At 61.6% G+C, this 14,398-nt stretch carries 12 protein-coding genes and 3 pseudogenes; 12 read left to right on the top strand and 3 right to left on the bottom strand.

Annotated elements, in window-relative coordinates:
• Positions 1–158 precede the first annotated feature (158 nt).
• A pseudogene (locus tag J0663_RS27925) lies at positions 159–302 on the top strand (IS3 family transposase); the annotation flags it as partial.
• 11 nt (positions 303–313) lie between these two features.
• Here the strand turns inward: J0663_RS27925 and J0663_RS27920 are convergent.
• A protein-coding gene (locus J0663_RS27920; protein WP_207245665.1) for an IS3 family transposase occupies positions 314–1,502 on the bottom strand; the annotation gives its coding sequence in 2 pieces (ribosomal slippage) (positions 314–1,247 and positions 1,246–1,502; 1,191 coding nt in all).
• 887 nt (positions 1,503–2,389) lie between these two features.
• On the opposite strand from J0663_RS27920, the pseudogene J0663_RS31460 reads away from it, so the two are divergent.
• The 3 genes and pseudogenes from J0663_RS31460 to J0663_RS31850 form a co-directional block, all read left to right on the top strand.
• Positions 2,390–2,667, top strand: a pseudogene (locus J0663_RS31460) (HlyD family type I secretion periplasmic adaptor subunit); the annotation flags it as partial.
• A gap of 111 nt (positions 2,668–2,778) precedes the next feature.
• Positions 2,779–2,940: a hypothetical protein gene (locus tag J0663_RS27915; RefSeq protein ID WP_207245663.1), complete on the top strand. Its 162-nt coding sequence runs from the start codon at positions 2,779–2,781 to the stop codon at positions 2,938–2,940.
• Positions 2,941–2,984: 44 nt separating this feature from the next.
• A pseudogene (locus J0663_RS31850) lies at positions 2,985–3,101 on the top strand (acyltransferase family protein); the annotation flags it as partial.
• 150 nt (positions 3,102–3,251) lie between these two features.
• Here J0663_RS31850 and J0663_RS27910 read toward each other — a convergent pair.
• Complete coding sequence (locus J0663_RS27910) at positions 3,252–4,010, bottom strand: IclR family transcriptional regulator domain-containing protein (protein ID WP_207245662.1); 759 nt, start codon at positions 4,008–4,010, stop codon at positions 3,252–3,254.
• 160 nt (positions 4,011–4,170) lie between these two features.
• On the opposite strand from J0663_RS27910, the gene J0663_RS27905 reads away from it, so the two are divergent.
• Genes J0663_RS27905 through pcaF form a run of 3 tightly spaced genes read left to right on the top strand, consistent with a single transcriptional unit; the run spans position 4,171 to position 6,780 of the window.
• Positions 4,171–4,878 carry a 3-oxoacid CoA-transferase subunit A gene (locus J0663_RS27905; RefSeq protein WP_207245660.1) on the top strand — a complete coding sequence of 236 codons (708 nt, stop codon included), beginning with the start codon at positions 4,171–4,173 and terminating at the stop codon, positions 4,876–4,878.
• Positions 4,875–5,564: a CoA transferase subunit B gene (locus J0663_RS27900; protein WP_207245659.1), complete on the top strand. Its 690-nt coding sequence runs from the start codon at positions 4,875–4,877 to the stop codon at positions 5,562–5,564. Before J0663_RS27905 ends, J0663_RS27900 begins: the two co-directional genes overlap by 4 nt.
• Before the next feature lie 10 nt (positions 5,565–5,574).
• A complete protein-coding gene (gene pcaF / locus J0663_RS27895) occupies positions 5,575–6,780 on the top strand; it encodes a 3-oxoadipyl-CoA thiolase (RefSeq protein WP_207245657.1) in 1,206 nt (401 codons plus the stop codon).
• A gap of 59 nt (positions 6,781–6,839) precedes the next feature.
• Here pcaF and J0663_RS27890 read toward each other — a convergent pair whose 3' ends face one another.
• Positions 6,840–8,060 (bottom strand): transglutaminase-like domain-containing protein, encoded by a 1,221-nt coding sequence (locus tag J0663_RS27890; protein WP_246590466.1) that lies wholly within the window; start codon positions 8,058–8,060, stop codon positions 6,840–6,842.
• Here J0663_RS27890 and J0663_RS27885 point away from each other — a divergent pair.
• From J0663_RS27885 to ligD, 5 genes are all read left to right on the top strand, one after another.
• Positions 8,059–9,273 carry an MFS transporter gene (locus J0663_RS27885; RefSeq protein WP_207245656.1) on the top strand — a complete coding sequence of 405 codons (1,215 nt, stop codon included), beginning with the start codon at positions 8,059–8,061 and terminating at the stop codon, positions 9,271–9,273. The genes J0663_RS27890 and J0663_RS27885 overlap by 2 nt on opposite strands.
• A 175-nt stretch (positions 9,274–9,448) precedes the next feature.
• Positions 9,449–10,243: an SDR family NAD(P)-dependent oxidoreductase gene (locus J0663_RS27880; protein WP_207245655.1), complete on the top strand. Its 795-nt coding sequence runs from the start codon at positions 9,449–9,451 to the stop codon at positions 10,241–10,243.
• A 100-nt stretch (positions 10,244–10,343) separates the two neighbouring features.
• Positions 10,344–12,500: a glycogen debranching protein GlgX gene (gene glgX / locus J0663_RS27875; RefSeq protein WP_207245654.1), complete on the top strand. Its 2,157-nt coding sequence runs from the start codon at positions 10,344–10,346 to the stop codon at positions 12,498–12,500.
• Positions 12,501–12,515: 15 nt separating this feature from the next.
• A complete protein-coding gene (locus J0663_RS27870; RefSeq protein ID WP_207245653.1) occupies positions 12,516–13,523 on the top strand; it encodes a DNA topoisomerase IB in 1,008 nt (335 codons plus the stop codon).
• Positions 13,520–14,398 (top strand): non-homologous end-joining DNA ligase, encoded by an 879-nt coding sequence (gene ligD, locus J0663_RS27865; protein ID WP_207245652.1) that lies wholly within the window; start codon positions 13,520–13,522, stop codon positions 14,396–14,398. The genes J0663_RS27870 and ligD overlap by 4 nt, the downstream gene beginning before the upstream one ends.

Here is a 14,398-nt window from a genome sequence, read left to right as displayed (position 1 = left end):
GCGTTTCGTTGGTTAGATAACTGTGTTCATGATCGCTACCACTCTTCCCAGACCACGAAGCTGAACCGCTTTTCGGCATGCAGTACTTAGCAATGCGGTTTTGAAAACCTTTGGCGCGGGGGCAGAGTGGCAAGCCATCCTGCATCTGATGGACCAGCATAGATGACGGGCGGGCGTGTAAAGCCATCGGCTTATGCCGGATGACGATCCGTTACGAAACCAGGCGCAGCGATGACCAAGAACTTCGCGAGCGAATGAAGGCGCTGGCGCATAAACGCCGCCGCTTCGGATATCGTGACCTGCCACTGAACTTTCATCCAGCGGCGATTAGAGCCCCGGCGGTTTTCGATACGCCATTTGGCGCGGTGGGAGCAACCGGCGGAAACGCGTAGCCTTCATCTTGCGCAGCGTTGGAGCCGGTTGCGGCGATGGTCCCGGCATAGTTGGCCGGGGTCTGATATCCGAGCGATGAGTGCGGCCGGAAGTTGTTGTAATCCTCCGCCCATTCGGAAATGGCGCTGCGGGCGTGGCCGAGACCGAAGAACAGGCTCTCGTTCAGCAGTTCGTCGCACATGCGGCCGTTGAAGGATTCGACGTAGCCGTTCTGCATCGGCTTTCCCGGCGCGATGTAGTGCCATTCGACCTTGTGCTCCTTTGACCAGGCGAGGATCGCGTTCGACGTGAGCTCCGTGCCATGGTCGGAGACGATCATGCCGGGCTTGCCGCGCCGTTCGATAAGCGCCGTCAGTTCGCGGGCGACCCGACGCCCGGAGATCGAGGTGTCGGGGATTGCCGCCAGGCATTCGCGCGTCACGTCATCGACGATGTTGAGCACGCGAAACCTCCGTCCGCAGGCAAACTGGTCGTGGACGAAATCCAGCGACCAGCGGGCATTGGCCTTCGCTTCGACCAGTATCGGCGCACGCGTGCCGACGGCACGCCGTCTGGCTTTCCGCTTGCGGACCGACAGCCCTTCCTCGCGATACAGCCGGTAGATGCGATTGACGCCGGACGGCTCTCCGTCTCGCTTGAGCAGGACGAACAGTCGCCGGTAGCCGAAACGCCGTCGCTCGTTGGCGAGGTCGCGAAGCTTTTTCCGCAGTTCGGCCTCTGACGGTCGGCGCGACCGATAGCGCACCATCTTCCGGTCAGCGGAGATGATCTGGCAGGCCCGCCGCTCCGAGAGGCCCATGACGGCCTTCAGATGCGCGACGGCTTCACGCTGGGCGGCGGGCCCTACCATTTTTTGCAAGAAGCTCGCGGAGTGCGGCGGCATCCAGCATCTGCTCGGCGAGCAGCTTTTTCAGCTTGGCGTTCTCCTCTTCGAGCGCCTTCAGACGCTTCGCCTCAGAAACCTCCATGCCGCCGTATTTGGCTTTCCAATTGTAAAATGTCGCGTCCGAAATCCCATGCTTGCGGCAGAGGTCCGCCACCTTCGCGCCAGCCTCCTGCTCCTTCAGTACCGCAATAATCTGCTCTTCCGTAAATCTCTGCTTCTTCATGCGTCCGTCCTTCAAAGGGCCGGACTCTAATCCAAACTGGAGGAAATTACCCGTGGCAGGTCAAAATCGTTGTCACGCGCGCGCACTTGCAGTGCAAGGGCAGCAAGGTTTATTGCCGATGTTAAGTACGCAGTTCTAAGACCGCATTCGGGTTTCATGCGACCTTCTGAGTGGTCACTCACGGATTTATCATCTCCCGGAATACACCCGTGTAAAATGGTCTTTTTCGCTTCATTTTTTCTGGTAGGTGTAATCGAGAGACATTCGCAGGAGTAGAGCTTTTTCGAGGCTTGCAGGATCAGAAATTTATCAAAAGATACAGCAGCCATATCAGCGGCCCACCTCTGGACATGGTGATATTTTCTGTACTGATCCTGTTTTCTTATGTAGTTGCGCCACATGTACTTGAGGTTGCCAGTCTTATATCGAGATCTGTTCTGGCTTTTTTTCCGAAATACTACTTCGAGCTGCGTGGCTTGCAGAGAATCACCCGGCCAAGTCTCTCTGTATGTGTGCCTTTCATTCGTCTTGATTATGTATACGAGCTTGAAGACGTTGTTCTTCTCGTTTTACATCATCTTGATTCCGATGAGCCGCGAAGTTTTAGTTTACGATCGAAGAGAGGTAGTAAAAACAATTGCAATCTACCTACTAGTCTTCTTTGCCTTTGTTTTTCTGGTTCCGATGCCGATCTATGGCGCCGGCGCCTCGACAACAGTTTTAGGAAATGCGTATTTTCTAACATTTTTCAACATAGTTCTTCTAAAGATGCTGAGTGGTGGAATCTCGGCGACTGTTTTGCTGTGCAAGAGAATCAAGAAACGGGATCAGGAGCTACAAAGTGAATAAGTCGGGTAGAGTAGGAACTTACAAAACTATGCCCGATTGGGACCGACGCCATTCCAGAGCCCGACGCAGAGCAGCTCGAGGGTCGGCCGGCGAAGGAGCTGCAGAGCATCATTCCAACGCCCAACGCTTCCAGAATCTGGTTTTCCCAGTTATCATCAGACCAGATGAGACAGGCATCAATGTTGACGGAACGCGCGTCCCACTCTCCCCCGGCATGTCCGTCACCGTAGAGGTCAAGACTGGCAGCCGCCGCAAACTCGAATGTCTCAACTCACCGCACGCTGAAATCAGTTCCGAGGCGATGCAAGAGCGATGAACGAAAGCAGCATTATGGGCGGTGCTCGACCGTCATTATAGGGAAATCTTCGGGTCTAGAATGAGGCCACTCGCTATTTGAGTCACATCACATTTTTGGTTAGAGGGTAAGGTGGACGTCAACAACGGCGACGCGGCGACCACCATTCCCGTTATGGCAAGCGTGGTCCTTGCCGTGTTCGCGCTGATGTGGTGGTTCCTGCCGCTCATCAGATGGCGGGGCCAGATGATGTATGATCCGTTCGCCGGCTGCTTCCTGGCTCCAGCGCCTTGAATTGTTTCGCGGCTGGAGTCCCAATCCCAAACGGGCTTCGGCCGCAAGCGCTAGGGCTGGCGACGTGGATCGGATACATCTTCTATCCCGTGTACATCCTGCACCACGGTGTGATTGGTGTCTTCAAGCCGCTTGCGGCATCTATTGGTCTGAACGGCCCCTCGCGTTGCTGTTGCCAGTTGGCGCAGTGGTCCGCTTCGCTACATGACCGCAGGTCTCCTAGCCAAAGCCACGGCCATCAGTCGCGTCGGGCCGCATAGTTCGATCACATGCAACGGTAAGAGACCCTCACGCGCAGTTACCCGCCGCTGTCACCGGCGCAGCAGCGGCCGCAACGCCGCCTGCGTTTCCTTCAAGAGCGGCAGATAGCGCTCCTTCATCTCGGCGGCCGGAACGAGGGCGGCCGGCGCGCCGATATTGATCGCCGCGACCGTGTCGCCGCGGTCGTTTTCCACAGGCACGGCGATCGAGCAGAGGCCGATCTCCAGCTCCTGGTCGATGATGGCGTAGCCTTGGGCGCGCACGCGGCGGAATTCGGCAATGAGCTCCTCCGGGTCGGTCCTTGTATTGACCGTGTTCTGCCTGAGTTCGCTGCGGGCAAGGATGGCGCGTGCCTCGCTCTCGGAAAGCGCGGCGAGCAGCACCCGGCCCATCGAGGCGCAATAGGCGGACAGGCGGCTGCCGGGGGTGAGATTGATCGACATGACCCGGCGCTGCGCGGCGCGGGCGATATAGACGATCTCGGTGCCGTCGAGCACCGAGGCCGAGGCGCTCTGGCCGGCGCGTTCCGAGAGAAGATCAAGATGCGGCTGCAACAGCGCCGGCAGCGGGGTGGCTGCAAGATAGGCATGGCCGAGCCGCAGGATCTTCGGCGTCAGCGTGAAGAACTTGCCGTCGTAATCGGCATAGCCGAGCTCGGCGAGCGTCAGCAGCGAGCGGCGCACGGTGGCGCGGTCGAGGTCCGTCAGCTTGGACGCCTCGGCGATGGAAAGCCGCTGGCGCGTTTCGCCGAAAGCTTCGATGACTTTCAGGCCGCGGGCAAAGCCGCTGACGAAATCCGTTTCGCGCATCAGGTCAAGTCTCCAATTCTGAACTCAGTTTGTGCGATATATGAACAAATGTCAAATATCGCACAAAATGCTTGCCGCCGACCCCTGGGAAGCTTTATTTCTGCAGCAGGAGGACGGGAGGTCGGTTTCCCGGGCCTGATCAAGCCAGGAGAGATCCAGCATGGACAAGACAATCGGGAGCACGGCGGAAGCCGTCTCTGAGATCGGTGACGGCGCGACCGTCATGATTGGTGGTTTCGGCGGCTCCGGCGCGCCGATCGAGTTGATCCATGCCCTGATCGACAAGGGGCCGAAGAACCTCACTGTCATCAACAACAATGCCGGCAACGGCCGCATCGGCATCGCCGCAATGATCGACGCCGGCCTGGTCCGGAAAATGATCTGCTCCTTCCCGCGCTCGTCCGATCCACGCGCCTTCACCGACAAATACCTCGCCGGCGAAATCGAGCTCGAGCTCGTGCCGCAGGGCACGCTTGCCGAGCGCATCCGCGCCGGCGGCGCCGGCATTCCGGCCTTCTATACGCCGACCGGCTACGGCACCGAGCTGGCGGAAGGAAAGGTCATCGCCGAATTCGACGGCCGCCATTATGTGCAGGAGCGCTGGCTGAAGGCCGATTTCGCGATCGTCAAGGCGGCGGTCGGCGATGTCCACGGCAACCTCACCTACAACAAGGCCGGCCGCAACTTCAATCCGCTGATGTGCATGGCGGCGGCCAAGACCATCGCCCAGGTCTCCTCCATCGTGCCGGCCGGCGGCATCGATCCCGAGCATGTGGTGACGCCAGGCATCTTCGTCGACCGCCTCGTCGCGGTTCCCAATCCCCAGCAGGAAGAAGAGCTCATCCGAGCCGGAGTGGCCTACGTATGACCGTCGACACCAGAGAAGATATCAAGCTTTCCAACGCGCAGATCGCCTGGCGCGCCGCGCAGGACATTGCCGACGGCGCCTATGTCAATCTCGGCATCGGCTTTCCCGAAATGGTCGCCCGCTACCAGCCGCCCGGCCGCCAGGCAATCTTCCACACCGAAAACGGCATCCTGAATTTCGGCGAGCCGCCGGCGGCAGGCGAGGAGGACTGGGATCTGATCAATGCCGGCAAGAAGGCGGTGACGCTGAAGCCGGGTGCCGCCTTCTTCCACCACGCCGACAGCTTCGCCATGGTACGCGGCGGTCATCTCGACGTCGCCATCCTCGGCGCCTATCAGGTGGCGGAAAACGGCGACCTCGCCAACTGGCGGGTGGGCAGTAAAGGCGTGCCGGCCGTCGGCGGCGCCATGGACCTGGTGCATGGCGCCAAGCAGGTCTGCGTCATCACCGAGCACGTCACCAAGACGGGCGAGCCGAAGCTGGTGGAGAAATGCACCTTCCCGCTGACCGGCGTCGCCTGCATCACCCGCATCTATACGAGCCACGCCGTCATCGACATCGTCGATGGGCGCTTCGTCCTGCGGGAGAAGTTGGCCGCCATGTCGCTGGAGGAGTTGCAGGCCATGACCGGCGCACGACTGCACGTCGAGGGGCCGGTGGCCGATCTCGTCGTCCCCCACCTCTAAAGGACAAGCCATGACTGAAGCCTATATCTGCGATTATATCCGGACGCCGATCGGCCGCTTCGCCGGCTCGCTCTCGCAGGTGCGCGCCGATGACCTCGGCGCCGTCCCGCTGAAAGCGCTGGTGGAGCGCAATGGCGCCGTCGACTGGGAAGCCGTCGACGACGTCATTTTCGGCTGCGCCAACCAGGCAGGCGAGGACAACCGCAATGTCGCGCGCATGTCGGCGCTCTTGGCCGGCCTGCCGATCGCGGTTCCAGGCACGACGATCAACCGGCTCTGCGGTTCCGGCATGGACGCGGTGATGTCAGCGGCGCGCGCCATCCGCGCGGGCGAGGCCGAATTGATGGTCGCAGGCGGCGTCGAAAGCATGTCGCGCGCACCCTTCGTCATGCCGAAGGCCGAGACGGCCTTTTCCCGCGCCGCCGAAATCCACGACACGACGATCGGCTGGCGTTTCGTCAATCCGCTGATGAAAAAGCAATATGGCGTCGATTCGATGCCGGAGACCGGCGAGAACGTCGCCGAGGATTATCATGTCAGCCGCGAGGATCAGGACGCCTTCGCGGTGCGCAGCCAGGCGAAGGCAGCCGCGGCACAGGCGAACGGACGGCTGGCCAAGGAGATCACTCCGGTGACCATCCCGCAGCGCAAAGGCGATCCTGTCGTCGTCGACAAGGACGAGCATCCGCGCGCCACGACGATGGAAGCATTGGCGAAACTTGCCACACCTTTCAAAAAGGAGGGCGGCACGGTGACGGCCGGCAATGCCTCCGGCGTCAATGACGGCGCGGCCGCGCTGATTGTCGCTTCCGAAGCGGCGGCGCGAAAATACGGCCTGACGCCGATCGCCCGCATTCTCGGCGGCGCGGCCGCCGCCGTTCCGCCACGGGTGATGGGCGTCGGACCGATCCCGGCCTCGCGCAAGCTGATGGCACGGCTCGGCATGACCCAGGAACAGTTCGACGTCATCGAACTCAACGAGGCCTTCGCCAGCCAGGGATTGGCGGTGCTGCGCGAATTGGGGATTGCCGATGACGATGCGCGGGTCAACCGCAACGGTGGGGCGATCGCGCTCGGCCATCCCTTGGGCATGTCGGGCGCCCGCATCACCGGCACGGCGGCGCTCGAGCTTGCCGAAACCGGCGGACGTTATTCGCTGTCGACCATGTGCATCGGTGTCGGGCAGGGGATTGCGATCGCGCTCGAGCGTGTTTGAGCGCAAACTGAACGCCAAATATTGAGAGGCGCCGCATCTCCGGATGAGGGTGTCGCGCCTCAGCCCTCCAACACGCTTTCCTGACGCCGTCGCAATGAGTTGAAGACGGTTTGGGGGAGCCGTAGTTTATTATCCTCGGAGAAACGCCGGCTCAACGCGTCGAAATTTGCATCTGGATCGGCCGTGATCAAAGCGACCTCGTCGAAGAAATCCAGTTCGGAATGCGAAAGCGTCGCATTCAATGCGGGTTGTGCTCCCCAAACGTCCCATGGCAGGACTTCGCGACCGTTGAGGGTGGCGAGATCTCGGATCAGGTTACCGGCGATGAACCACAGACCACGAAGCTGCTCAAACTCGATGCCGAAAAGACTCGGATCGAGTTCTCCGCTGCGGCATCTGCGCCAGGCCTCGGACGCGGTCAGGAATCGGGCGCGTGGGACATCATGGATGTCGAAACCAATTCCGAGATTGCGGATGAAAACCTCGTCGAGCTGACTGTCCAGCAGGACCCAGCGGCCATCAGCCGATTTCCAGTATTCACAGACCCAATGATCCTCGAACTTGCCCGGATTGAAGTAGGTGGCGAAGCCTCCGCGGCCACGGGCGGGAATTCCATGCTGGCGAAGGATTGCGACGGACAGCAACATGTAATGGCGGCAGATTCCGACCAGACGCTTCTCGGGCGGCCGGGCGACGGAGAGCGGACGATCGTCGAGCACCAGCAATGTATCGAGCATCTTCTCCATCGGCCGGATGTGGCTTTCGCCGCGGCGCGCTTCGGGAACCCTGTAACCATAGAATGGTTCTGCGGCGTGCTCGTAGATCAGTAAGGCCTGTGCCGTGCGGGCAACGCCGGCCGGATCGGACGGCAGCATGTCGAGGAGCGCAGAATGGCGGCCGGGCGTGCTAAAGGCAGAATGTCTTGCATAATGTTCATGTTGGCGACGCTGCTCGCTGTCATCGCCCGCGCAAAGGGCGGAAAGGGTGGTGGCGTTCATGATAAACCTCGTGCTTGGACTGCCAATACGCCTGTTCTGCCATGGGTTTTGAAGGGGTGCTTGATCCTGGTTGCTGACATTTGCGCCGCCCTCCGCCCTCCATCTCAGGCCGGATCGCCGGCACAATGGGATTGGAGCTTTGTGAAGACAGCGCGGCCGATCAAAAAAGATTGTGAGCGCGCTGTCGAAATCGCAGCAGCTCGAGCGTCTTAAGATCGCGGGCGCGGCGCAAAGAGCCGCCGGCGTCGCGATCACTCTGTCGGCATGGAGGTATGAAGCCATGAGTGTTTCTTATCGTTGGGTCATTGTCGCCGTGGGCGCTTTGATGTCGTGCGTTGCCATCGGCGCGATGTTCTCGCTGGCGATTTTCCAGGAGCCGATCGCGACCGCCACCGGCTGGTCGCATGTCGGGATCGCCAGCGCGATGACACTGAATTTCATCGTCATGGGCGTCGGCGGCTTCCTCTGGGGTGCGGCAAGCGACCGTTTTGGCCCGCGTATCGTCGTGTTGATAGGCTCCGTGCTGCTCGGCCTGGCGCTGGTGCTGGCGAGCCGCGCCGACACACTCCTGCAATTTCAGCTGACCTACGGCATCCTGGTGGGATTGGCCGCCAGCGCCTTCTTCGCGCCGATGATTGCGGCGACAACCGCCTGGTTCGACGAGAACCGCGGTCTTGCCGTGTCGCTCGTCTCCGCCGGCATGGGCGTGGCGCCGATGACGATTTCGCCTTTCGCGCGTTGGCTGATCACCGAGTATGAATGGCGACCGGCAATGTTGATCATTGGTATCGCGACCTGGGTGCTGCTGGTGCCGGCCGGCCTGCTGGTCAAGCGTCCGCCTGCTGAGAGCGTCGATGCGGGAACCGAGTTTGCCGCCGACGGCGCCCGGCCGCAGCTGTCGAAAGTCTTCCGCTCGCCGCAATTCATCGTGCTCGGCCTCACCTTCTTTGCCTGCTGTGCTGCCCATTCCGGCCCGATCTTCCATATGGTCAATTATGCGACGATCTGCGGCGTCGCGCCGATGGCGGCCGTCAGCATCTATAGCGTCGAAGGTCTGGCGGGCCTCGGCGGCCGGCTGCTCTATGGCAGCCTTGCCGACAGGCTAGGCGTGAAGCCGGTCCTGATCGCCGGCCTCTTGGTGCAGGCGGCGGCGCTCGCGACCTATCTCATGGTCAGCGAGCTGACGGAGTTCTACGCGCTCGCCATCGTCTTCGGCAGCGCCTATGGTGGCGTGATGCCGCTCTATGCGGTGCTGGCGCGGGAATATTTCGGCCAGCGCATCATCGGTACCGTCCTCGGCGCAGCGACGATGCTCTCCAGCCTCGGCATGGCCTTCGGCCCTCTCATCGGCGGCTGGATCTTCGACACGTTCGCCAATTATTCCTGGCTGTTCATCGGCTCCGCGATGGTCGGGCTCGGGGCGGCTGCGATCGCGCTCGCATTTCCGCCTCTTGGCCGCCGGGAGCAGGAGGCGGTCTTGGGCGTGTCTTCTTGAGGGGTGGAGATCGCGAGGTCAGCCCCTCATCCGTTTGCCGGCAAGGGTTAGGGTGAGGGGCAGCCAAGCGGTCCGAACCCGCTTTCGTGCATTGCTCTTCTCAAATTTCGGCTGTTAGACTTCCACCGTCTGTTTCATCACCTATGTCCTTGGTTTTCGGGAGGCTGTTTTAGCTATGACAGAACTTGCTCAATTGCTCACATCCATCAGACTGCCGGATCTCTCCGGCAAGGCCGTGCTGATCACCGGCGCCTCGACCGGCATCGGCGCAGCACTTGCCCGCGCCTTTGCGGCCCAGGGGTCGAAGGTCGGGGTGCACTATAATGCCAGCCGCGAACCGGCGGAAAAGCTCGCCGAAGAAATCCGGGCTGCCGGCGGCACCGTGCATCTCATCCAGGGCGACGTCTCCAGGGAAGGGGAGACCGAGCGCGTCGTCGAGGAGACGGCGAAGACCTTCGGCCATCTCGACGGGCTCATCAACAATGCCGGCGGCATGCTGGGCCGCAAGCCGACCTCCGAATATACCGACGCGCATTATGCCGCGGTCATGGACCTCAATGCCCGCTCCGTGCTGGCGGCAACGCGCGCGGCCCATCCCTGGCTGAAAAAGCAGGGTGGCTTCATCATCAACACCACCTCGATCGCCGCCCGCAACGGCGGCGGAAACGGCGCGATCCTCTATGCGGCATCCAAGGGCTTCGTTTCGACTATCACCCGCGGCCACGCCAAGGAATTCGTCGCCGACAGGATCCGCGTCAACGCGGTGGCGCCTGGCGTCATCGCCACGCCCTTCCACGAGCGTTATACGGACGACGAGCAGATGGAGCTGCAACGCCGGTCGATCCCGATGGGCTTCGTCGGCTCACCGGAGGATTGCGTCGGCGCCTATCTCTTCCTCGCCTCGCCAACGCTTTCGGGCTACATCACCGGGCAGATCATCGAGGTCAATGGCGGCCAGCTGATGCCGTAAACACGCTCGCCGGCGCGCCGCATCTCCCTTTTCCCGGCGGGACGGAACTTTCGAACCGCCGTCACGTTTCCCGCTTGGTCTTTTCATCACGCGGGGCGCCATGAGCTTTTCATTTTCGGAACTCGACTTCCTCAAGCCGGAGCTGGGGGCGGAGTATACGGGTTCCGGGACCCATTTCGCCGTCTTTTCGGCGCATGCGGAACAGATCGAGCTCTGCCTGTTTTCACCCGACGGAAAGGATGAGATCGCCCGACTGCCCCTGCCCAAACGCGAGGGCGACATCTGGTCCGGTTATATTGCCGGCATCGGGCCGGGTACGGTCTATGGCTATCGCGCCCACGGCCCCTACGACCCCGGCGCCGGCCACCGCTTCAATCCCAACAAGCTTCTGCTCGACCCCTATGCCAAACAGGTGACGGGCGAATTGCAATGGCACGATGCGCTGTTCGGCTATCGGATCGGTGAGGACGATCTTTCCTTCGACGACCGCGACAGCGCGCCCTTCACGGTCAAGGGCGTTGTTCAGGATCCCGACTTCGACTGGGCGGGTGAGGAGGCGATCCGCCGGCCGTGGCCCGACACCATCATCTACGAGGCGCATGTGCGCGGCCTGACGATGACGCATCCGAAAGTGCCCGACCGCCTGCGCGGCACCTTTCTCGGCATGTGCAGCGATCCGATCATCGATCATCTCGTAAAGCTTGGCATCTCGGCGATCGAGCTTCTGCCGATCCAGTATTTTCTCGACGACCGCTATCTGCTCGAAAAGAAGCTGCGAAACTATTGGGGCTATCAGACGCTCGGCTTCTTCGCGCCGCAGGCGCGCTATCTGTCGAGTGACAGGATCACCGAGATCAAGACCATGGTGAAGAGGTTCCATGCCGCCGGCATCGAGGTCATCATGGATGTGGTCTACAACCATACCGCCGAAGGCAGCGAGAAAGGACCGACGCTGTCCTTCCGCGGGCTTGACAATGCCAGCTATTATATCCTCTCCCCCGACGATCCCCGCCACACCTTCGATACGACGGGAACCGGCAACACGCTGAATGTCGCCAATCCGATGGTGATGCGCATGGTGCTCGACAGCCTGCGCTACTGGGTCGGCGTCATGCACATCGACGGCTTCCGTTTCGATCTCGCCAGCACGCTCGGGCGTCAGGATCTGGAATTCGACCGTCAGGGCCTGTTCTTCGGCGCCATCCGCCAGGATCCGATTCTTGCCGGCGTCAAGCTGATCGCCGAACCCTGGGATATCGGCGCCGGCGGCTATCAGGTCGGCGGTTTCCCGCACCCTTTCCGCGAATGGAACGACAAGTTCCGCGACGACGTGCGCCGTTTCTGGAAGGGCGACGGCGGCATGGTTTCGGAGCTGGCAGCGCGCATTACCGGTTCGGCGCCCCAGTTCAACCATTCCGATCGGGGCGCGACCTCCTCGATCAATCTTCTGTCGGCCCATGACGGCTTCACGCTGATGGATACGGTTTCCTTCGATGGCAAGCACAATGAGGCGAACGGCGAGGATAATCGGGACGGTCATTCGGACAATCACTCCGACAATATGGGCGTCGAGGGCCCGACCGATAACGCCGATATCAATGCCGCCCGGGCGCGGCGCCGGCGCAACATGATGGCGACGCTGATGCTTTCCCAGGGCGTGCCGATGATCCTGGCCGGCGACGAGCTCGGCAACAGCCAGGGCGGCAACAACAATGCTTATTGCCAGGATAATGAGATCGGCTGGACGAGTTGGGACGGGCTCGACGATCCCTTCCTCGATTTCTGCAGGCAGGCCGTCGCGTTCCGCAAGGCCCATCCCGTCCTGCGCCAGGAGCGGTTCCTGACCGGTGAGACCAGCGAGGACGGGCGCATCGAGATCGCCTGGTACAAGCCGGACGGCAATTTCATGGACGATGCGGCCTGGAACGACGACGGCCTGCAGGTGCTCGGCGTCTATCTGTCGAAAAGCGCGCACGCGACCGACACCGAAACGATGGACGACCTGTTCCTCGTCTTCAACGCCGGCGGCGATTGCGAAGTTCATCTGCCTGTCGTGAACGGACTGACGCAGTGGTCACGGGTTCTCGACACCGGGGCGGAGACCGGCGCCTTCGAGGTGCACGATCAGGACAATCCCCTCATGGTCTACACCCAGAGCCTGGCCGTCTTTGCGCCGACAGGCCAGACTCAGCCGCCGGAGGGGGCGACCAAGGCCCAGCGTCGCCGATGGTTTCAGTTTGGCCGCCGCGGCAAATAGCAGGTCGTCAACAGCATGAACGCCGACGCCATCATCGAACTTGGACTGATCTATGTCAGCGATACCGAACCGGGCATCCGCAGGCGCAGGAAAGGCAAGGGCTTCAGCTACGTGATGCCGGACGGCGCGACACTTTCCGATGAGTTGCAGCGGGCGCGCATCGCAGCGCTCGGACTGCCGCCGGCCTACAGGAACGTCTGGATCTGCCTCTACGAGAACGGCCATCTGCAGGCGACCGGCATCGATGCGCGCGGGCGCAAGCAATACCGCTATCATAAGGATTGGCAATCCTTCCGCAGCGCCGGAAAGTTCCACCAGCTGATCGAATTCGGCCGGGCGCTGCCGAAGATCCGCCGCACGGTCCTGCGCCATCTCGACACCGGCGCCGAGGACATCAACGGCGTGCTGGCGGCTTTGACGACGCTGCTCGACGAGGCGCATCTGCGGGTCGGCAACCAGGCCTATGTCAGGGAGAACGGCACCTATGGCGCGACGACGCTGCTGAAGCGGCATCTGAAGATCGTCGACGGGCGGATCGAGCTCAAATTCCGCGCCAAGGGCGGCAAGCGCGTCCAGCGCAGCCTCAAGCATCCCAGGCTGCAGAAAATCCTGGAAGAGATTTCCGACCTGCCCGGCCGCCAGCTCTTCGTCTGGAAGGATGAAAACGGCGCGCTGAAGCCGGTCGATTCCGGCCGGCTGAATGCCTATCTGGCCGAGATTTCCGGCATTCCGATTTCCGCCAAGACCTTCCGCACCTGGGCCGGATCGCTGGCGGCCTTCGGTGTCGCCCGGGAAAGGATCGTCGGCGGTGGCCGGCCGACGGTGAAGGAAATGTCGGAGGCTGCAGCCGAGGCGCTGCACAATACGCCGGCGATCTCACGCTCGAGCTATATCCATCCGGCGATCATTGCGCTCGCCGGCAACGATCATCCTTTGATCGAGAGCGGCACCGAGCCGCTGCGGGGCTTGCGGGCCGAGGAAAACAGGCTACTTGATTTCCTCACACGCGAGATCGAGGAATGAGCCCAAGCAATCCGCCGAAATCGGACGTAGCCCTGACCCATCCCGACCGGCTTTACTGGCCGGATGAGGGCGTGACCAAGCAGGCGCTTGCGGCTTATTACGCCGAGGTCTGGCACTTCATGGCGCCCTATGTCGTCAACCGGCCGCTCGCGCTCTTGCGCCTGCCGGACGGGATAAAGGGACACCAGCGGTTTTTTCAGAAACATGCCTGGAAGGGCATGAATGCGCATATAGAGGAGATCGCCGATCCTCAGGATGGGGACGGCGAAAAGCTGCTGCGGATTTCCGATTTCGACGGGCTTGTGGCGCTGGTGCAATCGGCCGTGCTCGAAATTCATCCCTGGGGCACCACGACCGATCATTGGGAAAGACCAGATATGATCACCATGGACCTCGATCCCGGCGAGGACGTCGCCTGGACCGCGGTGCTGTCAGCAGCGCTTGAAGTGAAGGCACGGCTGGAAGCCCGCGGGCTTGCCGCCTTCGTCAAGACCTCTGGCGGCAAGGGGCTGCATGTGGTGAGCCCGCTTGAGCCGAAGGCCGGGTGGACTGAGGTGAAGGACTTCGCCCATTCGCTTGCCGAAAACATGGCGGCCGATCGGCCGGAGACATATCTGGCAACCGCGACGAAGGCAAAACGCGGCGGACATATCTACATCGATTATCTCCGCAACGGCCGCGGCAACACGGCGGTTGCACCCTATTCGACGCGGGCGCGGGCGGGGGCGCCGGTTTCGATGCCGCTCGATTGGCAGGAGTTGAACGCGGTGAGCGGTCCGGCCGCTTTTACACTCAACAACGTGCCGCAGCGCTTGAAGACTCGGCCGAAGGACCCATGGGGCGATTTCTTCGATGCGGCCGCGCCGTTGGAATGA

Origin of the sequence: Rhizobium lentis, from assembly GCF_017352135.1 — a bacterium.
GTDB classification, from domain to species: Bacteria; Pseudomonadota; Alphaproteobacteria; order Rhizobiales; family Rhizobiaceae; genus Rhizobium; species Rhizobium lentis.
This window is presented reverse-complemented; position numbering and strand designations above follow the sequence as displayed.